At 67.6% G+C, this 26,508-nt stretch carries 16 protein-coding genes; 8 read left to right on the top strand and 8 right to left on the bottom strand.

Features of this window, described 5'->3' with window-relative positions; translation table 11 throughout:
- The first annotated feature begins 155 nt into the window (after window positions 1-155).
- Both NBY65_RS29065 and NBY65_RS29060 read left to right on the top strand, forming a co-directional pair.
- Window positions 156-968: a DUF2189 domain-containing protein gene (locus tag NBY65_RS29065; protein ID WP_150045493.1), complete on the top strand. Its 813-nt coding sequence runs from the start codon at window positions 156-158 to the stop codon at window positions 966-968.
- Window positions 969-1,088: 120 nt separating this feature from the next.
- Window positions 1,089-1,448: a YXWGXW repeat-containing protein gene (locus NBY65_RS29060; protein ID WP_150045494.1), complete on the top strand. Its 360-nt coding sequence runs from the start codon at window positions 1,089-1,091 to the stop codon at window positions 1,446-1,448.
- Window positions 1,449-1,476: 28 nt separating this feature from the next.
- Here the strand turns inward: NBY65_RS29060 and xth are convergent, their stop codons facing one another.
- Window positions 1,477-2,247: an exodeoxyribonuclease III gene (gene xth, locus NBY65_RS29055; RefSeq protein ID WP_150045492.1), complete on the bottom strand. Its 771-nt coding sequence runs from the start codon at window positions 2,245-2,247 to the stop codon at window positions 1,477-1,479.
- Window positions 2,248-2,324: 77 nt separating this feature from the next.
- Entirely contained in the window at window positions 2,325-2,651 is a 327-nt protein-coding gene (locus NBY65_RS29050; protein WP_150045491.1) for a HesB/IscA family protein, read from the bottom strand.
- Window positions 2,652-2,715: 64 nt separating this feature from the next.
- Here NBY65_RS29050 and NBY65_RS29045 point away from each other — a divergent pair, with 64 nt between their 5' ends.
- Genes NBY65_RS29045 through NBY65_RS29035 form a run of 3 tightly spaced genes read left to right on the top strand, consistent with a single transcriptional unit; the run spans window position 2,716 to window position 6,499 of the window.
- A complete protein-coding gene (locus tag NBY65_RS29045; RefSeq protein ID WP_150045490.1) occupies window positions 2,716-3,876 on the top strand; it encodes a deoxyguanosinetriphosphate triphosphohydrolase in 1,161 nt (386 codons plus the stop codon).
- A gap of 24 nt (window positions 3,877-3,900) precedes the next feature.
- Complete coding sequence (argS, locus tag NBY65_RS29040) at window positions 3,901-5,682, top strand: arginine--tRNA ligase (protein ID WP_150045489.1); 1,782 nt, start codon at window positions 3,901-3,903, stop codon at window positions 5,680-5,682.
- A gap of 46 nt (window positions 5,683-5,728) precedes the next feature.
- On the top strand, window positions 5,729-6,499 hold the full coding sequence (locus NBY65_RS29035) for an SPOR domain-containing protein (protein WP_150045488.1): 771 nt from the start codon (window positions 5,729-5,731) through the stop codon (window positions 6,497-6,499).
- 72 nt (window positions 6,500-6,571) lie between these two features.
- On the opposite strand, the gene pcp is transcribed toward NBY65_RS29035, so the two are convergent.
- From pcp to NBY65_RS29020, 3 genes are all read right to left on the bottom strand, one after another.
- Complete coding sequence (gene pcp / locus NBY65_RS29030) at window positions 6,572-7,225, bottom strand: pyroglutamyl-peptidase I (protein ID WP_150045487.1); 654 nt, start codon at window positions 7,223-7,225, stop codon at window positions 6,572-6,574.
- Window positions 7,226-7,316: 91 nt separating this feature from the next.
- Window positions 7,317-7,649: a cupin domain-containing protein gene (locus tag NBY65_RS29025; RefSeq protein WP_150045486.1), complete on the bottom strand. Its 333-nt coding sequence runs from the start codon at window positions 7,647-7,649 to the stop codon at window positions 7,317-7,319.
- On the bottom strand, window positions 7,646-8,053 hold the full coding sequence (locus tag NBY65_RS29020; RefSeq protein ID WP_150045485.1) for a DUF2237 family protein: 408 nt from the start codon (window positions 8,051-8,053) through the stop codon (window positions 7,646-7,648). The genes NBY65_RS29025 and NBY65_RS29020 overlap by 4 nt, the downstream gene beginning before the upstream one ends.
- Before the next feature lie 992 nt (window positions 8,054-9,045).
- Here NBY65_RS29020 and NBY65_RS29015 point away from each other — a divergent pair.
- The 3 genes from NBY65_RS29015 (at window position 9,046) to NBY65_RS29005 (ending at window position 17,995) form a co-directional block, all read left to right on the top strand.
- Complete coding sequence (locus tag NBY65_RS29015) at window positions 9,046-13,962, top strand: 2-oxoacid:acceptor oxidoreductase family protein (protein WP_203330745.1); 4,917 nt, start codon at window positions 9,046-9,048, stop codon at window positions 13,960-13,962.
- A complete protein-coding gene (locus NBY65_RS29010) occupies window positions 13,959-16,802 on the top strand; it encodes a sulfide/dihydroorotate dehydrogenase-like FAD/NAD-binding protein (RefSeq protein ID WP_150045483.1) in 2,844 nt (947 codons plus the stop codon). Before NBY65_RS29015 ends, NBY65_RS29010 begins: the two co-directional genes overlap by 4 nt.
- An 80-nt stretch (window positions 16,803-16,882) precedes the next feature.
- Window positions 16,883-17,995, top strand: coding sequence for an IS4 family transposase (locus NBY65_RS29005; RefSeq protein ID WP_162530944.1), 1,113 nt, complete (start codon window positions 16,883-16,885; stop codon window positions 17,993-17,995).
- Between the two features lie 372 nt (window positions 17,996-18,367).
- On the opposite strand, the gene NBY65_RS29000 is transcribed toward NBY65_RS29005, so the two are convergent.
- The 3 genes from NBY65_RS29000 to NBY65_RS28990 form a co-directional block, all read right to left on the bottom strand.
- Complete coding sequence (locus NBY65_RS29000; protein ID WP_150042383.1) at window positions 18,368-19,804, bottom strand: glutamate synthase subunit beta; 1,437 nt, start codon at window positions 19,802-19,804, stop codon at window positions 18,368-18,370.
- Window positions 19,805-19,831: 27 nt separating this feature from the next.
- Window positions 19,832-24,484, bottom strand: a complete 4,653-nt coding sequence (gene gltB, locus NBY65_RS28995) for a glutamate synthase large subunit (RefSeq protein ID WP_250265750.1) — start codon at window positions 24,482-24,484, stop codon at window positions 19,832-19,834.
- Window positions 24,485-24,959: 475 nt separating this feature from the next.
- Complete coding sequence (locus NBY65_RS28990) at window positions 24,960-26,039, bottom strand: YeiH family protein (RefSeq protein ID WP_150042384.1); 1,080 nt, start codon at window positions 26,037-26,039, stop codon at window positions 24,960-24,962.
- Between the last annotated feature and the right edge of the window lie 469 nt (window positions 26,040-26,508).

Here is a 26,508-nt window from a genome sequence, read left to right as displayed (position 1 = left end):
TTGGTGGAGGTCCAGGAGGCGAAGCCTCCTGGTGGGGTTTGGGGCAACGCCCCAAGGATGGCCGTCCCGATTCCACTGCTTCGTGAGCGCTCGATGCCCTGCCAAAGCAGGGCCGTCGCATACATCTGGGAGCATAGTTCGGGAGGCACGACCAGATGACGTCAGACAGCGCCTTTGCACGCCCGCTGCCGGTCACCGGCCGGCCGGCGATCCGCACCCTGACCTTTGCCGATCTGCGCCTGGCGCTGCGGCGGGGCTGGGACGATTTCACGGCCAATCCGACCCATGTGATCTTCCTGTGCGCCATCTACCCGGTGGCTGGCCTGCTGCTTGGCCGCATGGCACTGGAGGATCCGCTGTTGCCGTTGATCTATCCGCTGGTTGCCGGCTTCGCGCTGGTCGGCCCCGTGGCGGCGCTCGGTGTGTACGAGCTCAGCCGGCGTCGTGAGCAGGGACGGGAGTCCACCTGGCGGGATGCGTTCGGGGTGGTCCGCTCGCGCAATATCGGCGGGATCCTGCTGCTCGGCGCGGTGCTGATGGCGATCATGGTCGTGTGGCTGGAAGTGGCCCAGGGATTGTGGAACGCGACCGTCGGCGCGGCCACTGCGAGATCGGTGCTGGATCTGCCGGGAATCGCCTTCGGCTCGGCGCAGGGCTGGATGCTGCTTCTGCTCGGCAACGTGGCTGGTTTCCTGTTCGCGGCCGTGGTGCTGGCGCTCACGGTGGTGTCGTTCCCGCTGCTGCTCGATCGGGACATCCCCGGCGGGGCCGGGGCGCAGGCATCGGTTGCGGTGCAAACCTCGATCGCCGCGGTGCGGGCCAATCCGGTGACGATGGCCGGATGGGGCCTGATCGTGGCGGCGCTTCTGGTGATCGGGTCGATTCCCTTCCTGGTCGGGCTCGCGGTGGTGTTGCCGGTGCTCGGCCATGCCACCTGGCACCTGTACCGCCGGGCGGTGGAAAGCTGAGCCGGGGGAGGAGCCGGGCTCAACCCACGCTCGGCATCGGTTTCCTGCCTTGTTCCGCCTCGCCTTGTCGTTGCCGCAGTTGCATGCGATTCCCAATCGGCCTCGACAGGAGTCGCTGCCATGTCGCCGCTTCGTGGAAGCGTCGTTGCACTGTTCATGCTGGTGGGTTGCGCCGGGTTGGCCGACGCCCAGCCTTACGCGCCACCGGGGTATCCGGGGTCGGGGTATCCGGGGCCGGGCTATCCACCGCCGGGCCGGCCCGGTTATCCGCCGATTCCGTCGCCGCGTCCCGAAATGGTGCCGCCGCCGCCGCCGGGGCGGATGGTCTGGCGTCCCGGCCATTGGATCTGGAATGGCGGCAGTTACGTCTGGATGCCTGGCCAGTACGTGCCGCCACCGCCGCGTCCGGCGCAATGGGTACCCGGCCATTGGGCGATGCGGGGCGGAGCCTGGGTCTGGATGCCGCCGCACTGGCGTTGACCGCCCGCGCCGGCACCGGCTGCAAGCCTCAGGCCAGTTCGACCAGCACCGGTACGTGATCCGACGCCTTCTCCTCGCCACGCTCGGCCCGGTCGGGCGTGGCGGCGGTCAGGCGCTCGGCGAGGGTGGGGGAGAGCAGCACATGGTCGATGCGCAGTCCCAGGTCGCGCGGCCAGGCGCCGGCCTGGTAGTCCCAGAACGTGTAGGCCGGCTCCTCCGGGTGCAGCGCCCGGATGGCGTCGATCAGCCCGGTCCACAGCAGGGCCCGGAACCGCGTCCGGCTTTCCGGACGCACCAGCGCATCATCGGGGCCGAGCGCCCCGCGCGCGAAATCCGCATCCGTCGGGCAGACATTGAAATCGCCGGCGATCAGCAACGGCGTGTCGGTCTCGAGCAGGGCGGCGGCGCGGGCGCGCAGCGCCTCCATCCAGCGCAGCTTGTAGGCGAAGCCCTCCGGGCCGCCGGAATTGCCGTTCGGCAGGTAGATCCCCGCCATGGCCACGCCATCCGTGGTGATCTCGATGTAGCGCGCCTGCGCATCCTCCGCGTCGAGTCCCGGCAGGCGGCGATGCGTCACCTCGAAGGGCACCCGCGCCAGCACGGCCACGCCGTTATAGGCCTTCTGGCCGACCACATCCGCCCGGTAGCCGAGCTGCTCGAAAGCGGCAGTGGGGAAGACGGGGGTCTCGCACTTGATCTCCTGCAGGAACAGGATGTCGGGCTGGCGGCGTTCCAGCCAGCGGCGGACATGACCCTCGCGGGTGCGGATGGAATTGACGTTCCAGGTGGCGACGCGCATGCGCCCGTCTTACGACGGTTTCACGCCCTTCGTCAGGGGTGATCCCCGGCGAAGGGCGCGCATGGCGGCGTTGGCGATCACTCCATCGAAAAACTGGTGCCGCAGCCGCAGGAAGACGTGGCGTTGGGGTTGCGCACGGCGAAATACGACCCCATCAACTCGTCGGTGTAGTCCAGTTCGGCCCCGGCCAGCAGATCCAGGCTGGCCGGGTCGATTACCACCCGTGCCCCGCCTTGTTCCACCACCACGTCGTCCGCGGCGGCCCGATCGAGGTCGAATTTGTACTGGAAACCGTTGCAGCCGCCTGCCAGCACGGCCACACGCATCGCCAGCCCGGAATCCTGGGCAGCGACGATCTCGGCGATGCGCGCAGCGGCGCGCTCGGTCACGCGAAAACTGTCCATGACCGCAAGATGGTGCCGGGTCGCGCGGTTTGAAGACCGCGGCGATCCGGTATAAGCCCCCGCCATGTCCCCCCCTCGTGACCCGGCTCCCTGGGCCGTCCGGAAGGAGAGCTCCCGCGGCCGGCTGCACCCGGAGCCCGAGAGCGCCACGCGCACCCCCTGGCAGCGCGACCGCGACCGGATCATCCACAGCAGCGCCTTCCGCAAGCTGCAGTACAAGACCCAGGTCTTCGTCAATCACGAGGGCGATTTCTACCGCACCCGGCTGACCCACAGCATCGAGGTGGCGCAAATTGCTCGCTCGATCGCCCGCCAGCTCGGGCTGGACGAGGACCTGACCGAGGCGCTGGCGCTGGCGCACGACCTCGGCCACCCGCCCTTCGGCCATGCCGGCGAGGACGCCCTGGCGGCGGCGATGAAGCCCTTCGGCGGCTTCGACCACAACGCCCAGTCGTTGCGCGTGGTCACGCTGATGGAAAGCCGCTACGCCGCTTTCGACGGTCTGAACCTGACCTGGGAGACGCTGGAGGGCCTGGCCAAGCACAACGGGCCGCTGCATCACCCGTCGCCCTACGTCGCCGAGTACGACGCGGTGCATCCCCTGGAACTGGACGGCTATGCGTCGGCCGAGGCACAGGTGGCGGCGCTGGCCGATGACATCGCCTATCATGCCCACGACCTCGATGACGGCTGGCGGGCCGGGTTCTTTGCCCTGGCCGACCTGCAGCATCTGCCGGTGGTGGGGCCGGCACTGGCGGAAGCCGAGCGGGCCAGCCTGGACGTTCCCCCGCCGCGGCTGCGCCACGAGACCATCCGCCGGGTGATCCACCGCATGATCACCGATGTCGTCGGCGAAACCTCCCGCCGGGTCGCGGTGCTCGATCCGGCCAGTGCCGATGACATCCGCCGCGCCAGTGCCCCGGTGGTGGCCTTCACCGCGCCGATGGCGGAAGCCAACCGGGTGATCAAGGAATTCCTGTTCGCCCGCATGTACCGCCACTGGCGCGTCAACCGCATGACCGCGAAGGCGCGCCGGGTGGTGGCCGAGGTGTTCGCGCTGCTGCACGGCCATACCGGCCTGCTGCCGGATGACTGGCGGGCGCGGGCGGGCGAATCGGGTACGGCGCGGGCGGCGGCCACGGTGTGCGACTATCTTGCCGGCATGACCGACCGTTACGCGCGGGACGAGCATCTGCGGCTGACCGACCTGTCGGTGTCCGGCTGAACCAAGTCTTGAGTTAGGATTGTCATGGATCAGAACATCTATGCGGACGTGCGCGCCCGCGTGTTGCAGGCGTTGCAGGCGCAGGTGCCCGATCTGCCGGAAGAGGTGGCGGCGCGCGTCGAGGTGACGCCGCCGCGCGAGGCCGCGCATGGCGACATGGCCACCAATGCCGCGCTGGTCGCCGCCAAGGCGGCGCGCCGCAAGCCGCAGGAGATCGCGGCCGGGCTGGTGGCGGCGCTGCAGGCCGACGACCTGATCGAGGCGGCCTCGGCGGCCGGGCCAGGGTTCGTCAACCTGAAGTTGCAGCCGGAGGCCTGGCGCGCCTTGCTGCCGCGCATCCTGGCCGCGGGCGAATCGTACGGCGACTCCACCGCCGGCACGGCGGTGCGCATCAACGTTGAATACGTCTCGGCCAATCCGACCGGGCCGATGCATATCGGCCATTGCCGCGGCGCCGTGGTCGGCGACGCGCTGGCCAACCTGCTGGCCAAGGTCGGCCATCCCGTCACCAAGGAATTCTACGTCAACGATGCCGGCGGGCAGGTGACGGCGCTGGCCTGGGCAGCCTACTGGCGCTACCTGCAGGCGCTCGGCACGCCGTTGTCGGAGGCGGAATTTTCCGACGAGGTGCCGGGCGGCCTGCAATATCGCGGCGAATACCTGATCCCGGTGGGCGAGGCGCTGAAGGCGCGGTTCGGCGACAGCCTCGCCGCCCCCGGGGCCCGCATCGCCGCCCCCGATCTGTGGCTGGCGACGGTGCGTGACATCGCGCTGGGCATGATGCTGGAGACGATCAGGGACGACCTTGCCGCGCTGGGCGTGCGCCACGACGTCTTCGCCTCCGAGCGCAAGCTGGTGGAATCGGGCGCGGCCGACGCCATGATCGCGGAACTGCGCGCGCGCGGCCTGATCTACGAAGGCGTGCTGGAACCGCCGAAGGGCAAGACCCCGGAAGACTGGGAGCCGCGCGAGCAGACGCTGTTCCGTGCTTCCGATTTCGGCGACGACGTCGACCGGCCGCTGCGCAAGTCCGACGGCAGCGCCACCTATTTCGCCAACGACATCGCCTATCATGCGCAGAAGATCGCGGCCGGCGCCGATGTGCTGATCGACGTGCTCGGCGCCGACCATGGCGGCTACCTGCCGCGCATGCGCGCAGCCGTGCAGGCGATCGGCGGCGCGTCCTTCGAGGTGGTGCTGTGCCAGATCGTGCACGTGCTCAAGGGCGGGCAGCCGCTGCGCATGAGCAAGCGTGCCGGTACCTTCATCACGCTGCGCGACCTGCTCGACGAGGTCGGGCCGGACGCGGTGCGCTTCACCATGCTGACGCGCAAGGCCGACGCCCAGTTCGAGTTCGACATCGACACGGCGGTGGCGCAGACGCGGGAGAACCCGGTCTTCTACGTCCAGTACGCGCATGCCCGCTGCCGCAGCGTGCTGCGGGCCGCGACCGAGATGCTGGGGGAAGCGGCGATCGCCCCGGACAGGCTGGCCGAGGCGGCGCTGGACAGCCTGGGCGCCGATGCGGAACTGGCGCTGATTCGCCGGCTCGGCGGCTGGCCGCGCCTGGTTGAAAGCGCCGCACAGGCGCGCGAGCCGCACAGGATTGCGTTTTTTCTCTATGATCTAGCGGCTGATTTTCATATGCTGTGGAACCGGGGGCGGGACGATGCTGCACTGCGGTTCCTGCAGCCCGACCGGCCTGCCGAGACGCTTGCGCGGCTGGCCCTGGTGGCCGCGACCGCCATTACGATCCGGTCCGGCCTTGCCGTGATGGGGGTCGCCCCCGTCGAGGAAATGCGCTGACACCGCCCTGGACACGTTGGGCGGCGAGGATGGGAGTTGCCACACGGTGCGAGAGGAATTCGACATCCCCGTCGGGCCGAGCCCGAGCTATCGGATCGCCCGCCAGCAGGGCATGGATGCGAACACCAAACGCCTGGTGGTGGCGGCAGGTGGCATTGCCGCGGCCCTGGCGCTCATGGTCGGGGTCTACTCCGTCACCGGGCGCCATCGCAGCGGCGTGCCGGTGATCGAGGCGGACAGCCGGCCGTTGCGCGTCAAGCCCGCCGATCCCGGCGGGCTCGAGATCGCCGGCAAGGATGACATGATCCTGTCCGGCAAGGACGAGGGCCAGACGGCGATGGGGCCGCTGCCGGAAGTGCCGGCACCCCAGGCGCTGAAGGCGCAACAGGCGAAGCTGGTCACGGCGCCAACCGTGTCCCGCCCGGCCGTTGCGACCGCGGTGGCACCCTCGGCGTTGCCGGAGCCGACGGCCCCCGAGCAGAAGCCGGCGCGGATGGCCAGCCGGGAGGCTCCGGCCCCCACGGCCACGCCGAAGGCGGCCCCCCCCGCGGCGGCGGCGAAGCCGGCGTCGGGTCGCACCGAAGTGCAACTGGCGGCGCTGGGGTCACAGGAGGCGGCGATGGCGGAATGGCGCCGCCTGTCCAAGCGCATGCCGGACGTGCTGGCCAGCCGGCAGCCGGCCGTGGTCAAGGCTGAACGTGACGGCCATGTGTACTGGCGCCTGCGCACCGGCGGCTTCGCCGATCTCGAGCAGGCACGGGACTTCTGCGACAAGGTCAAGGCCAAGGGCGGCGGCTGCGCCATCGCCAGCTTCTGACGTGTCAAGGCCAGGGCTTCGCCCTGGACCCGGCATATCGTGGGATAGTGCTGCGCGGCACTCCGCCAAACGTCAGTGTGTCGCGCCCATCGCCACGCGCAGATCGTCTGCGGTTTCACACGCCGCCGTAATGGCCGTTTTCAGGGCCAGTACCAACGTGGGCAGTCCCATGCTGGGTTGACCGGGATGGCGGACCACCTGTTCGGGCAGCCAGGGCAGGTGCAGGAAACCGCCGCGCAGCCCCGGCTGCTCCGTCGCCGCGAGATGCCCGAGCAGGTACAGCGTATGGTTGCACAGATGCGTGCCGGCGGAATTTGACAACTGGGCCGGTATGCCGCTCGCGTGCAGCCGTGCCACCACGGATTTCACGGGGATGGTGGCGAAATAGGCGGCCGGGCCCGTCGCCACCACCGGTGCATCGGTCGGCTGGGCGCCGTCATTGTCGGGCACCCGGAAGTCATTGACGTTGATGGCGACGCGCTCGACCGAGATTTCCGCCCGGCCGCCGGCCTGGCCGGTGGCGATCACCACATCCGGCCGCAACCCTGCGATCGCCGCGCGCAGCGCCGGGCCGGTGCGCGCCAGCGAGACCGGCAGGATCAGTGTATGCAACGCGACACCGGGTGGCGGCGCCGCGGCCAGGCCCTGCACGGCGGCCATGGAGGGGTTCACCGCTTCACCGCCGAACGGCTCGAAGCCGGTGACCAGGACGGTCCGGGTGGACATGTGTGCCATGGCGGCAGAGTAACGCGCGAGGTCGCGCCGGCAAGCGCGCGGACCCACGCGAAGGCGTGCCGGCGCAGGTGTGGCGCCAGGTTCAGCCCGGCAGGAACACCGCGAGCCACACCGCGGCCGGCTCGCACGAGGTGCGGAGGACACGGTGGCGAACATGGGCCGGGATCAGCACCCAGTCGCCGGCCTGCAGGTCCTGCACCGTGCCGTCGGCATATTCCAGGGCGGCCGCCCCCTGCAGCAGCGCCACCCATTCCGGCTGGTCCTGGTCGTACCAGAACCCCGCCGGGCTGGCCTGCCCGCGCGAGACGATGCGCTCCACCCGCGCCGCGCCGGCGGTGGCGAGGGTGTGGACCTGCTCTTCCGACAGCTCCGGCGGGATGGCGGCGAGCAGGTTGCCCGAACGGATCAGGGTCATGGCGGATCGATGGCAAAGCGCCTGAGGTCGTCAAGCGCGCAATGACGCAGCGCGCCTTCGTGGGTCGCGCGCAACACCACCTGCGGGGCGTGTCCGGCTTCCAGGGCCTCTTGCCAGCGCGGCGCGCACAGGCACCAGCGGTCGCCGGGCTTCAGCCCGGGAAAGCCGAAGCTGGGCGCGGGGGTGGAGAGGTCGTTGCCGACCTGGCGGCTGAAGGCGAGGAACTCTGCTGTCATCACCGCGCAGACGGTGTGGCTGCCGACATCCTGCGCGCTGGTGTCGCAGCAACCATTGCGAAAAAAGCCGGTGAGCGGCGTCGTCGAGCACGGCTCGAGCGGGCCGCCCAGCACGTTGCGCGACGGTCGCCGGCGGCCGCTGCCGCGTCCGGTATCGTCGAATGGCATGTCTTCCCCTTTTCCTCCTGTGCCGGGGCGAGTGTAGCGCAGACCTCGGCGGGTCTGCCGCAGATGCCGCCCGACTCAAGGATTGAAATCGATTTCAGTCATTGTTCGCCTGTGCGGCTCGTCCTGCTCTTGCCGGAGGCCGGTGGGCTGCCGGCAAATCGGATCGCGGAATTTTCCGGGCTCATTTTTTGAAATTTGATTTGATTCTACAACATTTTCCGACCTTGCAGACAGGCTCTGCCGATTCGGTGCACGCCGGTTTCATGGGGTGGGCAATTGCCGCGCGTCGCCTTGCACGGGCGCCTCGCCTTGGTACGGAATCGTAATATCGCAATATAATAGAGCGATGCCGAAGCTGCGCGGCCTGCGACCGACCGTTTCACCTCGCAGATGCAGCATGTGAATGGCGTGAATTCCGCGCTGCCTTCCTCCCCCGGCCGCGCCCAGCGAGGGGCCCTATGCGCATGGCGGCTTTGCGTACAATGGCGGCGCTCACTGCAGCGATCGCGCGAGTGCAGTGCGGGATCAGGCTGATAGGCGCTGACGGGTGAGTGTTCAACCAGCGTGAGTGGTGCGGGTACCGCTGGTAACGCGACCCTGAAGCCGATTAGCTGAACCGTTGCCAGCACAGCGGAGAAAGCGGCGTTGCGGTCGTGCCGGGCTGGGGCTACGCTGTGGCGATCACGGCACATGCCCCGGGCCGTGCAGCACAGGCTGCGGACGCCGAGGCTGGCGCCGACAACGAACACCACGCGCCGTCGCGACCATCACGTGTTTGCGACAAGTCGGGGGCTCGAATGCACAGGCTGTGCTTGCCGCCGGACTCATTGCGGTATAAACCCACACGGCTGTTTGCCCCGCAGTACACCGTGAGCGTCGCCTTGCAACTGCTCGCGTGGAAATAAATAACATTAACCCGGACGCGGCAAATGAATGCGAAATACCCCGGTATCCCGAGCGTAATCCATGGTAACGGGGCAGTTGCCCAGGTCATGGGACATGTCTGTGGCGGTGTCATCGGTTATCCGATCACGCCATCGACGGAAATTTCCGAGATCTACGAGGCATTCCGCTCGGGTGGCGGTTGCAATGTCTGGGGAAAACACCCGTTTTTCTTCGAACCCGAAGGCGAGCATTCGGCGCAAAGCGGCGCGCTCGGCGCGGCGCTGACCGGCGGGAAATACGTCTCCAACGCCTCCTCCAGCCAGGGCATCCTGTACGGGCTGGAATCGCACTACGTCACCGTCGGCAAGAAGGTCGGCGGCTTCGTGCTGCAGGTCGCGGCCCGCGTCGTCTCCAAGCACTCGCTGAACGTGATGGCGGGGCATGACGACGTCTATGCGCTGCTGTCCTCGGGCTACACCATCCTGTTCGGCAGCAATCCGCAGGAGGCCGCCGACCTCGCGGCGATTTCCTACAAGGTCAGCGCGACGTCGTTGATCCCTGTGGCCAATGCCATGGACGGCTTCGCCACCAGCCACATGCTGAGCGAAGCGCTGATGCCCGAGCCCGACCTGCTGCGCGAATTCCTCGGCGATCCCGCCGGGCGCATCAAGTCGCCGACGGTGGCGCAGGAAATCCTGTTCGGCGCCAAGGGCCGGGTGTTCCAGCTCAAGCAGTACCTGGCGCGTCACGAGGGCGATTTCGTGCCCTCCGCGCTGGCGCAACTGCGCGCGTGGCTCGATGAGAACGCCGAGGCGATCGAGCCCGACAACGCGGGCGAACTGGTCGCGCGCACGCTCTCCTGGGTGCCCGAGGAACTGCATGGCCAGTGGCGCCGGCAGTGGACCAATGCCTTCGAGAAGGGCACGCGCCAGCGCGTTCCCGCGCTGGTGGACGTGCACAATCCCGGCCTGACCGGCGGCGTGCAGAACCAGCCCGACTTCCAGGCCGGCTCGGTCGACCACCGCACCCATTTCGTCAGCGAAGTGCCGCGCTTCGTGCGCGAGGCGATGGCCGAATACGCCGAGCTGACCGGGCGCGAATACAAGCCGGTCATGAGCTTCCTGGCCGAGGATGCCGAGTACGTGGTGGTCGGCCTCGGCTCGGTGACCGATGACGCCGAGGCGGTGGCCGCGCATCTGCGCAAGCAGGGCAAGAAGGTCGGCGTCGTCTCCGTCAAGCTGCTGCAGCCCTTCCCGGAAGCCGAGCTGGTGTCGGTCCTGAAGGGCAAGAAGGCGGTCACGGTGCTGGAACGCTCCGACGTCACGGCGCTGACCGGGCTGGTGACGCAGGCGCTGTTCAAGGCACGCGAGAACGCCCAGGGCGCCCGCCATGCCGGCATCCCGCCGATCGAGGTGCTGCCGCGCATCACCACCGCGATCTTCGGCCTCGGCGCGCATGACCTGCAGCCGCGCCACTTGGTCGCCGCCTTCAAGAACATGGAAAGCGAGAAGGCGTCTCCGTTCGTCTATCTCGGCTCGCAGTTCTTCTCCAAGAATCCGACGCCGCGCATGGCGGACCTGCAGGCGCGGCTGAAGGCGGCCTATCCCGAGACCGAGTTCATGGCGCTCGAGACCGAGCCGAACCCGGATCTGCTGCCGGAAGGCGCCTTCCGCATCCGCTTCCACTCGATCGGCGGCTACGGCACCATCGCCTCGGGCAAGCTGCTGACCGACATTCTGGCCGGCGCGCTCAACCTGCATTCGAAGTCGGCGCCGAAATACGGCTCGGAGAAGAGCGGCGCGCCCACCAACTACTACATCACGCTCAGCCCGGAGACGGTGAAGATCACCAACGCCGAGCTGGAAGATGTCGAGATCGTTATCTCGCCCGACCACAAGGTGTTCGCCCATTCCAACCCACTGCGCGGGCTGGCGTCGGGCGGGACCTTCATCCTGCAGACGCATCTCTCGGCCGAGGAAGTGTGGCAGGAGCTGCCGGCCTCGGCGCGCAAGGCGATCCGCGAGAGGCGCATCAAGTTCTTCATCATCGATGCCTTCGACGTGGCCAAGCGGCATGCGCCGACGCCCGAGCTCGAAACCCGCATGATGGGCATCGCCTTCATCGGCGCGGTGGCGGGCCATGTCGATCGCGTGGTGGCGGATGCCTCGCAGGACGTGATCCTCGACAAGATCCGTTCGCAGATCGCCAAGAAGTTCGGCTCCAAGGGCGGCGCCATCGTCGACGGCAACATGGCGGTGATCCGCGAGGGCCTGCAGGCGACGCGCAAGGTGGAGTACGACAGCCCGGCCTTCGCCGCGGTGGAAGCGGTGGCGGCCTCCAACAAGCCGGCACGCGACGTGGCCATCTCCGCCTCGATGTGCCGTGCGGCGTCGAGCAGCCCGGCTACCGGCTTCCTCGACCGCGACTACTATGACGAGACCGTGGGCAGCCACTTCCGCGACGGCACCATCGCCGAGGCGCCGGTGCTGCCGGGCTCGGGCCTGTTCATGCCGCCGGCCAGCGCGGCCTGGAAGGACAAGGGCCTGTTCCGCCGCACCGTGCCGGAGTTCAAGGCCGATCTCTGCACCGGCTGCATGGAATGCACGCTGGTCTGCCCGGATGCCGCGATCCCCAACACCGTGCATGACATCCACGAGCTGCTGGGCACCGCGATCCGCCAGATCGAGCTGCCCGAGGCACAGCAGGAAGCACTGCGCGGCCAGGTCTACGCCCTGGCCGAGACGGTGCGCGGCCTCTATCGCCAGGGCAAGGAGGCGAAGCCGTTCCACGAGCTCGTCGCCGAGGCGGCCACGGCCATTCCCAGCGACAACCCGACGCTGCGCCGCAATCTCGGCAAGCTGGCCGAGGCCCTGGCGGTCTATCCGGTGGCGAAGACCCGGCCGTTCTTCGATGCGATGGAGAAGGCCAATCCCGGCAGCGGTGGCCTGTTCTCGGCCGCGGTCGATCCGTGGAAGTGCAGCGGCTGCCTGGAATGCGTCGAGGTCTGCGGCCCCGGTGCACTGGTGGCGCGCGAGCAGGACGCCGAGCTGCTGGACACGCTGCAGGCGCGCTTCGAGTTCCTCAGCAAGACCCCGAACACGCCGTCCCGCTTCACCGATGACGCGACCCGGCCGGATGGCGAGCCCAAGCGCCTGATGCTGGATCGCGGCAACTACTACGCGACCACCGGTGGCCACGGCGCCTGCCGCGGCTGCGGCGAGGTGACGGCGATCCGCCTGGTGACCTCGACCAACCAGGCCCTGCATGACAAGCGCCGCCGCGAGCACATCCGCGAACTGGAGCAGTTGATCGCGCAGCTCAACACCAAGCTGACGGCGCTGACCCAGACGGAGAGCGACCGCCGCGCCCGCATCACCCGCGCGATCGAGACCCTGGAGAAGCGCCTCTACCTGTTCGAGAGCGGGCCGACCGGCCATGGCCCGGCCAGCACCGTGATCGCCAACTCGACCGGGTGCAGCAGCGTCTATGCCTCGACCTTCCCGTTCAACCCCTACAACGACCCGTGGGTGAACAGCCTGTTCCAGGATGCCCAGCCGCTGGCCAAGGGCCTGTTCGAGGGGCTGACCGCGGCGGCGGTGGACGATGTGCGCGCGCTGCGCATCGCGAAGCTGGAGCTGGAAGACGGATACGAGCCGGCGACCCACGACCCGTTCTTCCGCACCCTGTCGTGGAGCCAGTTCACGCCGGAAGAGATGTCGCTGCTGCCGACGGTGATGACGATCGGCGGCGACGGCGCCACCTATGACATCGGCTTCGGCGCGCTGTCGCGTCTGCTGGCGACCACCACCCCGATCAAGGTGGTGGTGCTGAACACCGGCGTCTATTCCAACACCGGCGGGCAGACCTCGACGGCCAGCTTCACCGGCCAGGACTCCGACCTCGCGCGCTTCGGCGCGGCCCATAGCGGCAAGCAGGAAGCCCGCAAGGAACTCGGCCTGATCGCCGCCTTCCATCCGAACGTGCTGGTGGTGCAGACCAGCACCGCGCTGCAGGGGCACTTCCTCAAGAACGTGATGGAGTTCCTCAACTACGGTGACTCGCCGGCGGTGCTGGACGTCTACACGCCCTGCCAGGCCGAGCACGGCATCGGCGACGCCCAGGCCTCGCGCCATGCCAGGCTGGCGGTGGAAAGCCGCATGAACCCGGTGTTCGTGCATGATCCGCGTCGTGGCGGCACGCTGCACACCTGGTTCAACCTCGACGGCAACCCTGATCCCGACAAGGACTGGACCACCACCTCCGTCGAGTACGTCGATGCCGATGGCAGCACGAAGCTGCTGGAGGTGCCGCTGACCCCGGCCGACTTCGCCTATGGCGAGACCCGGTTCAAGAAGCACTTCCGCAAGCTCGCGGCGGACGCCGACGCCGTGCCGATCCACGAATACATCGAGCTGCCGCAGGCCGCGCGCGAGGGCAAGACGCCGTTCATCTGGGCGGTGGATGCCAACCGGCGCCTGGTGCGGATCGCGGTGTCCGGCCCCATCGTCGGGCTGGTGGAGGAGCGGCGGAAGTACTGGCGGACGCTGCAGTACCTGGCCGGGCGGCATGTCGCGAAGCTGGACGCCGAGCACCATGCCGAACTGCAGGCGCTGCAGGCGCAGTACTCCGATGCGGTGAAGCAGCGGGAGAGCTCGATCGACACCATCGCCAAGGCGATGTCGCAGCTCGCGGCGTCGTCCAAGGCACCGGCCGGCATCACCGTGGCACCGCTGCCGGTGGCGGCTGCGGCCCTGGCTCCGGCCGCTCCCGTGGCCTCGGCGTCGCGGCTGAATGGCTCGCTGGTGTCAATCGACCCGGCGGACCAGGCGAAGTGCACCAACTGCAAGACCTGCTATCAGGACCTGAGCGAGCTCTTCGAGAAGACCCGCATCGTCGTCAACGGCGTCACCAAGGAAGTGGGGCACGTCATCCCCGGCGCGGCCGAGCGCGTCACGGTGACGCCGGAGCTGAAGGCGCGGATCGCCAAGGTCGCCGCCAACTGTGATGCGGAGATCATCCGGTGAGTGAAAACACGCACGCCCCCGGCGGCGAGGATCTGGCGCGCTTCGTGCGCGCCAGCACCACACTCGAATCCACGCGGCAGGAACTGGAAGCACTGTCGCAGAGCGACGAGGTCGAGCTGTTCGAGCAGCAGATGGCCTTGCTGCGCAAGCGCCTGCTGGCCGACCCGCGCGCCTTCCAGCAGACCTTCATCACCGAAGGCACCCAGGCGATCGCGTGGGAGTTCCAGCAGAAGGAACTGGGCGAAGGCTTCACGCAGACGTTGTGGGAGCTGCTGCTCCGCAACGACGACATGAGCACGATCCTGCTGCGCTTCATCTGGGATCTGCCGCTGCGCTTCAAGCGCAAGTTCGTCGTCGCCATCGACCAGCACCTGTCCGATCGCTACCCCATGTTCAAGGGGCTGTCGGATGGCTGGCCGGCGAAGAACGGCATTCCGCCGTACATGCGCCCGGCCGAGGAGCGGGCGCGCGATTTCGGTCTCGTGAACCAGGGCTATCTCGGCTACGTCAATGTCGGCTACTCGCCCCGCGAGGTCGACCTGTTCGTGTGGCTGGAAGTGCTGCGCGACAAGCAGTGCGACGAGCGCCCCTGCGAGATCGGGCTCAAGATCGCCGGCCGCAGCGAGCCCAAGGGCGGCTGCCCGGTCAAGATCCACATCCCGGAGATGCTGGACCTGCTCGGCAAGGGCAAGTTCCGTGACGCGCTGAAGCTGATCGAGAGCTGCAACCCGCTGCCGAACGTGACCGGGCGCGTCTGCCCGCAGGAACTGCAGTGCCAGGGCGTGTGCACCCATACCGGCCGGCCGATCGAGATCGGCCAGTTGGAATGGTTCCTGCCGCAGCGCGAGAAGCTGACCAATCCCGAGGCGGCGCAGAAGCTGCTGAAGGATTTCGTCGATCCATGGAAGCGCGCCGAGAAGCCGCCGATCGCGGTGGTGGGCTCCGGTCCGGCCGGCCTGATCAACGCCTACCTGCTGGCGGTGGAAGGCTTCCCGGTCACGGTGTTCGAAGCCTTCCATGAGCTCGGCGGCGTGCTGCGCTACGGCATTCCGGAATTCCGCCTGCCCAACGAGCTGATCGACGACGTGGTGCAGAAGATCACCCTGCTCGGCGGCAAGTTCGTCACCAACTTCATCGTCGGCAAGACCGCGACGATCGACGAGCTGAAGGCGGCCGGGTTCTGGAAGATCTTCATCGGCACCGGCGCCGGCCTGCCGCGCTTCATGAACGTGCCCGGCGAGCACCTGCTCAACGTGATGTCGGCCAACGAATTCCTCACCCGCGTCAACCTGATGCAGGCGCTGAAGGAGGAATACGAGACGCCGCTGCCGCAGACGCTGGGCAAGCAGGTGATGGTGATCGGCGGCGGCAACACCGCCATGGACGCGGCCCGCACGGCCAAGCGCCTGGGCGGGAATGTCACCATCGTCTATCGCCGCACCCAGAGCGAGATGCCGGTCCGCGTCGAGGAACTGCACCACGCGCTGGAGGAAGGCATCCAGTTGAAGGTGCTGCGGGCACCGTGCGAGTTCATCGGCGACGACAAGACCCATGTCGTCACCGAGGCGCTGCTCGACGTGATGGAACTGGGCGAGCCGGATGCCTCCGGCCGGCGCAGCCCGGTGGCGACCGGCAAGACCGAGCCGATGGCGGTGGACCTGGTGATCATGGCGCTGGGCAACACGCCCAACCCGATCATCAAGGATGCCGAGCCCGACCTGAAGACGACCAGGTGGGGCACCATCGACGTCGCCGGCAAGGGATCGCAGCAGACCTCGCTGGAAGGCGTGTACTCGGGCGGCGATGCCGCGCGCGGCGGCTCCACGGCCATCCGTGCGGCCGGTGACGGCCAGGCGGCGGCGCGCGAGATCGTCGGCGACATCGACATCTGCGCCTCCGAGATCCAGGACCGGGTCACCCGTGCCGCCTACTACACCACGCTCGGAGCCGCGCCGCAGACCATCCTCGAGAAGATCGAGCTGGCCGACGGCATCGTCGAGTTCGTGGTGCATTCGCCGCTGATCGCCAAATCGGCGAAGGCCGGGCAGTTCGTGCGCGTGTTACCCTGGGCGAAGGGCGAGCTGATCCCGCTGACCCTCGCCGACTGGGACGAGAAGGCCGGCACCATCGACCTGGTGGTCCAGGCCATGGGCACCAGCACCATCGCCATCAACAAGATGCAGGTGGGCGAGGCCTTCACCGGCATCGGCGGGCCGCTCGGACAGCCCAGCGCCCTGCACCGCTACGAAGGCAACCAGACGGTGGTCTTCACCGCGGGTGGCGTCGGCCTGCCGCCGGTCTACCCGATCATGCGCGAGCACCTGCGCCTGGGGAACCATGTCACCCTGATCTCCGGCTTCCGCAACGCCGGGCTGCTGTTCTGGACCAAGGAGGACGAGCGGGTCGGCAAGCTGCAGGCGGAGTTCGGCAAGCAGCTCGACGTGATCTACACCAGCAATGACGGCACCTTCGGCGAGAAGGGCTTCGTCACCGGGCCGCTGGAACGGCTGCTGAACGAGGCGAAGGCCGGCAAGGGCCGCAAGATCGCCGAGGTGATCACGATCGGGCCGCCGCTGATGATGCGCGCGGTCAGCGACCTGACCCGGCCCTATGGCGTGAAGACCGTGGCCAGCCTGAACTCGATCATGGTCGATGCGACCGGCATGTGCGGCGCCTGCATGGTGCCGGTGACGATCGACGGGAAGATGGTGCGCAAGCACGCCTGTGTGGACGGGCCGGAGATCGACGCGCACCTCATCGACTGGGACAAGTTCCTGCCACGGTTCAACCAGTTCAAGACACAGGAGCAGATCAGCAAGGTGAAGCACGGCTTCGCCTGAAGCGAAGGAAGGCCAGGGCTCTGCCCCATAGGCGTTAGGATATTCTTGCGCTGAGGGGTTTGGCTTATTTTATGAGGGAGATGCAGACATTTGCATCTCCCCATGCGGATGACTGGGCCTTGGTTCGGTCGCGGTTGCCGCGCGATCTGGATCTGTCGCGATTGGCGCGTGAGACGAAGGCGCTTCTCCGGCTGCGCGGTGTGCGGGATGCGGAGAGCTTGCTGCGGTTGGCGCTGGCGCGCGGTCCGGGGGGGCTGTCGATCCAGGAGACGGCGGCCTGGGCTGAGTTGGTGGGGGTGGCCCAGCTGAGCGGCCCATCGCTGCACGATCGGTTGCATCAGTCCGTCGATTTTCTGCGGGCGATCGTGAGGTCTCAGCTGGAACACGGCCGGTCGGCGCACTCACCGCTGTGGGCCGGGCGACACCTGCGCATTGTCGACAGCACCAGCCTCAGCCAACCTGGCAGCAAGGGGACCGATTGGCGGGTGCACGCGGTCTACGACCTTGCCGCGGGCGGGTTTACGCATCTGGAACTGACCGATGCCAAGGAAGGCGAACGGTTCAGCCGAGGCGCTCCGGTGCCGGGTGAACTCCGTCTGGGCGATCGTGGCTTCTGCAATGGTCCCGAACTGGCGCGCTACCTGCAGCAGGCTGGCGAGGGGGGCGCCGATTTCATCGTCCGCATGCGCTGGAACACCTTGCCCCTGCGCGATGACACAGGGGATCCCTTCGACCTGATCCGCTTGCTGCAGCAGATTTCCCAGCCGGGCGAGGTAGGCAGCGTTCTCGTCAACGCTGTGACGGGCCGCGATCGCCCCCTGCTGCCGTTGCGGGTGGTGGCGCTGCGCCTGCCCGCAGAAAAGGCCGCGGCCAATCGCAAGCGCTTGTTACAGAAAGCCAGCCGCCAGCAGACCACGCCCGACCCCCGCAGTCTCATCGCAGCGGAGTTCCTCATCCTGGGCACCACCCTCCCCAGCGAGATCCCGGCCACGGAAGTGCTAACCACCTACCCGCTGCGCTGGCAAATCGAACTCGCCTTCAAGCGGCTCAAATCGCTGCTGCACATCGACCGCCTTCCAACCCACACCCAGACCGGCGGACAGGTTTGGCTCCATGCCCATCTCATCCTGGCGCTGCTCTGCGACACGGTGAACCGGGATTTCCTGGCCTTTTTCCCCTCAGGACCTCAGTGAAGCCAACGCCGCCCCATCCTTGTGGCGCAGCTCCAAAATGGTCCTGCGCACGTTGCTCCAGGCCGTGCTCGGTGCCATCGGGCTGCTCAAGCTCCTCGCCAACGCCGCCAGCGTCCATCGCAAACTCGCCGATCCCCCACGACGCCGACAAAGGCAGGTCAATTATGCCCCACAGGCGCTATCCTAACGCCTATGGGGCTCTGCCCTGGACCCGGCAGGGGCCACAAGGCCCCTGCACCCCATTCGTTAAGAAAAAGGCCCGAGGCATCTGCCTCGGGCCTTTTTCTTAACGAATGGGATCCAAGGGCTTCGCCCTTGGTGGAGGTCCAGGAGGCAAAGCCTCCTGGCCGGGTTCGGGGCAGCGCCCCGAGATCAGCGTGGCAGGGTCGTCGCCCCCATCAGGAACTCATCCACCGCCCGTGCCGCCTGACGCCCTTCGCGGATGGCCCAGACCACCAGCGACTGTCCGCGCCGCATATCGCCCGCCGCGAACACCTTCTCCACCGAGGTGCGGTAATGGGTGGTATCCGCCTGCACGTTGCCCCGGGCATCGAGCGCCACCCCGGCTTGTTCCAGCAGGCCGCTCCGCACCGGCCCGGTGAAGCCCATGGCGAGCAGCACGAGGTCGGCCTTCAGCTGGAACTCGCTGCCGGCCACTTCCCGCATCTGGCCGCCGTCCCAGGCGACGCGCACGCAGTCCAGGGCGGTGATGCGCCCTTCGCTGCCGACCGCGCGCTTCGTCAGCACCGCCCAGTCGCGCACGCAGCCTTCGTCGTGGGCGGGGGAGGTGCGCAGCTTCAGCGGCCAGTCCGGCCAGGTCAGCGACTTGTTCTCGCGTTCCGGCGGCCGGGGCATGATCTCGATCTGCGTGACCGAGGCCGCGCCCTGGCGGATCGAGGTGCCGACGCAGTCCGCGCCGGTGTCGCCGCCGCCGATGACGACGACGTGCTTGCCGGTGGCGCTGATGGTGCCGTGCGGGGCCGCCAGGGCCTCGTCGTCGCCGGCGAGGCGCTTGTTCTGCTGGACCAGGAAGTCCATGGCGAAATGGATGCCGTCCAGGTCGCGGCCGGGCACCGGCAGGTTGCGTGGCTGCTCGGCGCCGCCGCACAGGACGATGGCGTCGAACTCCGCCTGCAGCGTGGCCATGCTGATCACCTTGCCGACCTCGACGCCGGTGCGGAAGGCGACGCCTTCCTCGGCCATCTGGTGGACGCGGCGGTCGATCAGCCACTTCTCCATCTTGAAGTCGGGAATCCCGTAGCGCAGCAGCCCGCCGATGCGGTCATGCTTCTCGAACACGGTCACGGCATGGCCGGCGCGCCCGAGCTGCTGGGCGCAGGCCAGGCCCGAGGGGCCGGAGCCGATGACGGCGACGCGCTTGCCGGTGTGGTGCGCGGGCAGGCGCGGCCGCACCCAGCCTTCTTCCCAGCCACGGTCGACGATCGCGCATTCGATCGTCTTGATGGTCACCGGCGTGTCCTGGATGTTCAGCGTGCAGGATGCCTCGCAGGGGGCGGGGCAGATGCGGCCGGTGAACTCCGGGAAGTTGTTGGTGGAGTGCAGCGTCCGCAGTGCTGTTTCCCACTGCTCCCGGTACACCAGGTTGTTCCATTCCGGGATGATGTTGTTCACCGGACAGCCGTTGTGGCAGTACGGGATGCCGCAATCCATGCAGCGTGCCGCCTGCTGGGTGAGTTCGTTCTCCGGCAGGGGATGCACGAACTCGGTCCAGGTCTTGCTGCGCACCTCGGGCTTGTCGTAGCCGCGGTCGTGCCGCTCGATTTCGAGAAAGCCTGTGGGCTTGCCCATTCTTCAAGTCCTCCGAACGGCTTTCGGTCAGTCGGCTGCCGCAGCCTTGGCGTGGTGATCGGCCCGCAGCTCCAGCAGGGCGCGCCGGTAGTCGTTTGGCATCACCTTCACGAAGTGGGGCAGGGCGGTCTTCCAGTTCTCGAGCAGTTTCCGCGCGCAGGCGCTGTTGGTGAACAGCAGGTGCCGCTCGACCAGGATGCGCAGCCGTTCGGCATCGAAACGCAGCACGTCGCCCATGCCGTTATCGGTGACGGACACCGAACGCTGGCGCGGCCGGTCGGCCTCGTCGGCGGGGCCGGTGGGTGTCGCTTCGATCTTCTCCAGCGTCACGCTGTCGGTGTTGCAGAGGCTCTGGAAGCGGCCCTCGGGGTCGTAGACATAGGCGATGCCACCGGACATGCCGGCGGCGAAGTTGCGGCCGGTCTCGCCGAGCACGACCACCACGCCGCCGGTCATGTATTCGCAGCCATGGTCGCCGCAGCCTTCGACCACGGCGACGGCACCCGAGTTGCGCACGGCGAAGCGCTCGCCGGCCACGCCCTCGAAATAGGCCTCGCCGGTGATGGCGCCGTAGAGCACGGTGTTGCCGACGACGATGTTGTCCGCCGGCGTGCGCGGTGCCTGCGGGGGCTGGCGCACGATGACCCGGCCACCCGAGAGGCCCTTGCCGACATAGTCGTTCGCATCGCCGATCAGATCGAGCGCCACGCCGCGGGCGAGGAAGGCGCCGAAGCTGCCGCCCGCGGTGCCGCGGAAGGTGATGGCGATGGTGTCTTCCGGCAGGCCGGCCAGCCCGTGGCGCCGGGCGATCTCACCGGAGAGCATCGCGCCCACGGTGCGGTCGACGTTGCGGATGCCGCGTTCCAGCCGCACCGGGGTGGCGTGCTCGATGGCCGGGCGTGCCGCCTCGATCAGCTCGCGATCCATCACGGTGTCGAGCGCGTGGACCTGGTGCTCGCAGTTGCGGATCGCGATGTCGGGGCCTGCCGGCACCTGATGCAGCAGCTTGCTGAGATCGACGCCCTGTGCCTTCCAGTGCTGGAGGGCGCGGCGCATGTCCAGCCGGTCCACCTGGCCGGTCATCTCGTCCATGTTGCGGAAGCCGAGCTTCGCCATCAGCTCGCGCACTTCCTCGGCGACGAAGAAGAAGTAGTTGATCACGTGCTCGGGCTGGCCGGCGAAGCGCTGGCGCAGCACTGGGTCCTGCGTGGCGACGCCGACCGGGCAGGTGTTGAGATGGCATTTGCGCATCATCACGCAGCCGGCGGCGATCAGCGGGGCGGTGGCGAAGCCGAACTCGTCGGCGCCGAGCAGCGCGGCGATGACCACGTCGCGGCCGGTGCGCAGGCCGCCATCGACCTGCACCGCGATGCGGCCGCGCAGCTCGTTCAGCACCAGCGTCTGCTGCGTCTCGGCGAGGCCGATTTCCCACGGCGAGCCGGCATGGGTGAGCGAGGTCAGCGGGCTCGCCCCGGTGCCGCCATCAAAGCCGGAGATGGTGACATGGTCGGCGCGCGCCTTGGCGACGCCGGCGGCGACCGTGCCGACGCCCACTTCGGAGACCAGCTTCACCGAGATGCGGGCCCGCGGATTGGCGTTCTTCAGATCGAAGATGAGCTGCGCAAGATCCTCGATCGAATAGATGTCGTGGTGCGGCGGCGGCGAGATCAGGCCGACCCCGGGCGTGGAGTGGCGGACGCGGGCAATGTGCTTGTCCACCTTGTGGCCCGGCAACTGTCCGCCTTCACCGGGCTTGGCGCCCTGTGCCATCTTGATCTGAATGTCGTCGGCATTGACCAGGTACTCAATGGTCACGCCGAAGCGGCCGGACGCCACCTGCTTGATCGCCGATCGCATCGAATCGCCGTTGGGCAGTGGCCTGAAGCGATCGGGTTCCTCGCCGCCTTCGCCGGTATTCGATTTGCCACCGATGCGGTTCATGGCGATGGCGAGCGTGGTGTGCGCCTCGCGGCTGATCGAGCCGAAGCTCATGGCCCCGGTGGCGAAGCGCCGGACGATCGAGGCAGCGGGCTCGACTTCTTCCAGCGGCACCGGGGTTTCGGCGAATTTCAGCTCCATCAGGCCGCGGATGGTCAGCAGCCTTTCGTTCTGGTCGTTGATGGAGGCGGCGAATTCCCGGTAGTCCGCGATCGAGTTGCCGCGCACCGCGTGCTGCAGGCGGGTGATCGATTGCGGCGTCCAGGCATGGTCCTCGCCGCGCAGGCGGAAGGCATAGTCGCCGCCGACGTCGAGCAGATCGAGGTAGATCGGGTTGTCGCCATAGGCGTTGCGATGGCGCTGCACCGCTTCGCGTGCGATCTCGGCCAGCCCGATGCCTTCGATGGTGGTGGCGGTGCCGGTGAAGCACTTCTCCACGAAGTCGCTGGACAGCCCGACCGCGTCGAAGATCTGCGCGCCGCAATAGGACTGGTAGGTGGAGATGCCCATCTTGGACATCACCTTGAGAATGCCCTTGCCGACCGCCTTGAGGTAGTTCTTCTGCACCTCATAGGGTTTCATCGGCAGCTTGTTGCGGACGCGGACCTGTTCCAGCGTGTCGAAGGCGAGATACGGGTTGATCGCCTCGGCGCCGTAGCCGGCCAGCACGCAGAAATGATGCACTTCGCGGGCTTCGCCGGTCTCGACCACCAGGCCGGTGCTGGTGCGCAGCCCCTGGCGGATCAGGTGGTGGTGCACGGCGGCGGTGGCCAGCAGGGCCGGGATCGGCACGCGCTCGGCCGAGACCGCACGGTCGGACAGGATCAGGATGTTGAACCCGGCCAGCACCGCGTCGGTGGCCTCATGGCAGATCCGCTCCAGCGCCGGCGCCAGCCCCGCTTCGCCTTCGGCGATGGCCCAGGTGGTGTCGATGGTCTGGGTGCGGAACGCATCGCCGACCAGCGAGGAAATGGCGCGGATCTTCTCGAGGTCGCTGTTGGTGAGGATCGGCTGCGCCACTTCCAGGCGGTAGTGGTTGCCGGCGTGGTGCCCGAGCAGGTTCGGCCGCGGCCCGATCATGGAAACCAGCGACATCACCAGCGCCTCGCGGATCGGGTCGATCGGCGGGTTGGTGACCTGGGCGAAGTTCTGCTTGAAGTAGTTGTAGAGCAGCTTGGGCTTGCGCGAGAGCACCGCCACCGGGGTATCGGTGCCCATCGAGCCGACCGGGTCATCGCCGGTGCGTGCCATCGGCTCCAGGAAGAACTGGATATCTTCCTGCGTGTAGCCGAAGGCCTGCTGGCGGCACAGCATGGCCGCCTTGCCGTTGGCCGCCGCATCGGTCAATGCCGCGGCATCGGCCGGATCCGCCAGGTCTTCCAGCTTGATCTGGGTTTCCTTCAGCCACTCGGCGTAGGGCTGCTTCTCGGCCAGGTCCCGCTTGATTTCCTCGTCGTCGATAATGCGGCCCTGGTCGAGGTCGATCAGCAACATCTTGCCGGGCTGCAGGCGCCACTTGCGGACGATGCGCTCCTCGGGCACCGGCAGCACGCCGGCCTCGGAGGCCATGATCACGTGGTCGTCGTCGGTGACGATGTAGCGCGCCGGGCGCAGGCCGTTGCGGTCGAGTGTCGCGCCGATCTGGCGGCCATCGGTGAAGGCGATGGCGGCCGGGCCGTCCCAGGGCTCCATCAGCGCCGCATAATATTCATAGAAGGCGCGGCGCTGCGGATCCATCAGCGGATTGCCCGCCCAGGCCTCCGGGATCAGCATCATCATCGCATGCGCCAGCGAGTAGCCGCCGGCCACCAGCAATTCCAGCGCATTGTCCAGGCAGGCGGTATCGGACTGGCCGTGCGGGATCAGCGGCCACATCTTGTCGAGATCGGGCCCGATCAGGGTCGAGGCCATTTCCTGCCGGCGCGCGTACATCCAGTTGACGTTGCCGCGGACGGTGTTGATCTCGCCGTTATGCGCGAGGAAGCGATAGGGATGCGCGAGGCGCCAGGAGGGGAATGTATTGGTCGAGAAACGCTGGTGCACCAGCGCAAGCGCCGAGGTGGTCAGCGGATTCTGCAGGTCCCGGTAGAAGCTGCCGACCTGGGTCGCCAGCAACAGCCCCTTGTACACCATCGTCCGGGTCGAGAAGGACGGGATGTAAAGGTCACGCAGCCCGGGCAGCTTCCTGTCCTCGGCGAGGGCGCGGACATTGTTCAGCACCTGCTTGCGGATGGTCAGGATCTTGCGCTCGAACGCATCCTGCGTCTTGAGCCCGGCGCTGCGCACCACGATCGCCTGCCGGATCACCGGCATGCTGTCCAGCACCCGCACGCCGAGGCCGGTGGTGTCGACCGGCACGTCACGCCAGCCCAGCAGCGTCTGCCCTTCCGCGGCGACATAGCGCTCGATCAGGCGGGTGGCGAACTCGCGGGCCTGGTCTTCACGCGGCAGGAAGCACATCGCGACCGCGTAACGGCCTGGCACCGGCAGTGTCAGTCCCTGGCTTTCCGCCCAGTCGCGCAGCAGGGCATCGGGCATCTGCACCAGGATGCCCGCACCGTCGCCGACCAGCGGATCGGCCCCGACGGCGCCGCGGTGATCCAGGTTGACCAGGATCTGCAGCCCGCGGGTAATGGTGTCGTGGGATTTCTGGCCTTTGATATTGACGATGAAGCCGACGCCGCAGGCATCGTGCTCGTTGCGCGGGTCATAGAGGCCCTGGGCCGGAAAACCATCCATCATCGACAATCCTCAGTAATACCTGCGTACGGCGAGCGTTGGGATTTTGGCGCAGCCCTTGCGATGCGTTCTTGCAACACGAAATTCACTCACCTGAGGTTTCCTGAGGGCCCGCCGGCCGATCGCGGGGGCGGAACCTATAGCCTTGACCGTACATCCGCAATGACCGGCCTCGACATCCTGCCGGACGTGCCGGAAGGACTGGTCAGAGGTCTGGACCGGAGGCTGTGGTCATTCAGATCTTGACATAATGGCTGGCTTGTGTCCCAAGCAACAAAAATTGCAGACCCCGGCCACCCTGATTGCCGGAAATTGCGGTCTGCCCCGCTTTATCGACCGAACCGGTGGCCGCGTCCCAGCGCAGCCGCTGGCGCGTTGTCGTACCATGCCGTGTCGGGCGTGGCGGACGAGGAAGCTCTGCCGCCGTCGATTATTTGCGAATACTCTGGCCTTGCTGCGTCTGACACACAGGATGACGTCAGCCCGGCAGCCAGGGCTGCACCGTCACCACGATCCCCAGCGTGATCAGGGCGATGCCGAGCTCGCCAAGCGCGCCGACGATGAAGGGGCGGAAGCCCTGCCGGCGCATCGCGCGCAGGTCGGTCTGCAGGCCCACGCCGGCGAAGGTCAGCAGGAACGCCCAGCGTGACAGCGCCGCGATATCCGCGCTCTGCGTCGGGGTGAAGGCCCCGAAGGTCGCCAGCAAGGAAACCAGCAGGAAGCCGAGGATGAATTTCGGGAACTTCGCCCACAGGAAGGCGGCCTTGTTGCCGACCGCCTGGGCCTGCCCCCGTGTGGCCCAATAGAGAGCAAAGCCGAGCACGACGAAGCCGATCGTGGCGTTGCGTGTCGTCTTCGCCAGCACCGCGATCCGGCCGGCTTCGTCGGACCATAGCGCGCCCGCCGCGGCGGCCTCCGCGGTGTTGTCGATCGCCAGCCCCGCCCAAAGGCCGTAAGCTTGGTCGGTCAGGCCGATGGCCTGGCCGATCACGGGGAAGGTAAAGAGCCCGATCGCCCCCAGGGCCAGGATCGCGGCGATGGCATAACTGACGTCCTCGTCCTTCGCGTCGATCGCTCCCCTGGCTGCGATAATGGCGGAAACGCCGCAGATCGAGGAGCCGATGGCGAGCAGGCTGGTCAGTTTTTCGGACAGTCCGAAACGCCGGCCAAGCCAGGTCATCAGGGCGATGGAAAGGATCAGTTCCACCGCCACCACGATCAGGCTGATGGCGCCGAGCCTGAGCACGTCACCGAGCAGGAAGCGCACGCCGAGCAGGATGATGCCGATCTTCAGCCAGAACTCGTAGGTCGCGACGCCGGCGCGGAAAATCCGCGGCACGCCGACGGTGTTGGAAACGACGAGCCCGATCAGGATGGCCCAGAGCACGTATTCGATCGTGGGAACGGCCACGTGGTGTGTCCGGCCCCAGTCGGTCAGGGCATGCTCGGCGACCTTGCCCGCATAGCCGATGGCGAACAGCAGCCCGAGACCGGGGGCGAGTGCCAGGCTGCGGGGGAACCGGCCGAAGCGCAGCGGCTCGGACGTGGTCAGCGACATGCGGCGGCAGGCTACCAGGTGATGCGTGGGACGTAGCCGGCGACCACGACCAGGACCGCCGCGGCGGCAGCCAGCACGGCCCATGTGTCCGGCGACAGGTGGGGGCGTTCAGGGGGCGGTGACATGGATCGGATTCCTGCGGCTCCGGGGGGCATCGGGACGTCCGGGGAAAGGGCTGGGTTGGGATGCCCGAAGGCGGGGAAATGCGACTGCAAACGTCCTGGGTCGGACGATGCCGGGATCACCTGCAAGAGCAGGGCGTGTCGTGTGACGGGCCAAAATCATGCCGCGCCGTGTCCGCGCATTGTCGAGGGTGTTCAGCGTTCATCGATGAAACAACGCTGCAAGATTGCATATTGTAAGTCAAGCTCATCTTTTTGCGAAAATGCGACGTCGAATGACTGGATCGACGTTAGTTTGGTATCAAATCACCCTATGGGCCAGCCATATATGACGGCGGCTGCACGCA

Source organism: Rhodovastum atsumiense (assembly GCF_937425535.1).
GTDB lineage: Bacteria > Pseudomonadota > Alphaproteobacteria > Acetobacterales > Acetobacteraceae > Rhodovastum > Rhodovastum atsumiense.
The sequence above is the reverse complement of the archived record's forward strand: the minus strand, read 5'-3'. Positions and strand labels throughout refer to the sequence as shown.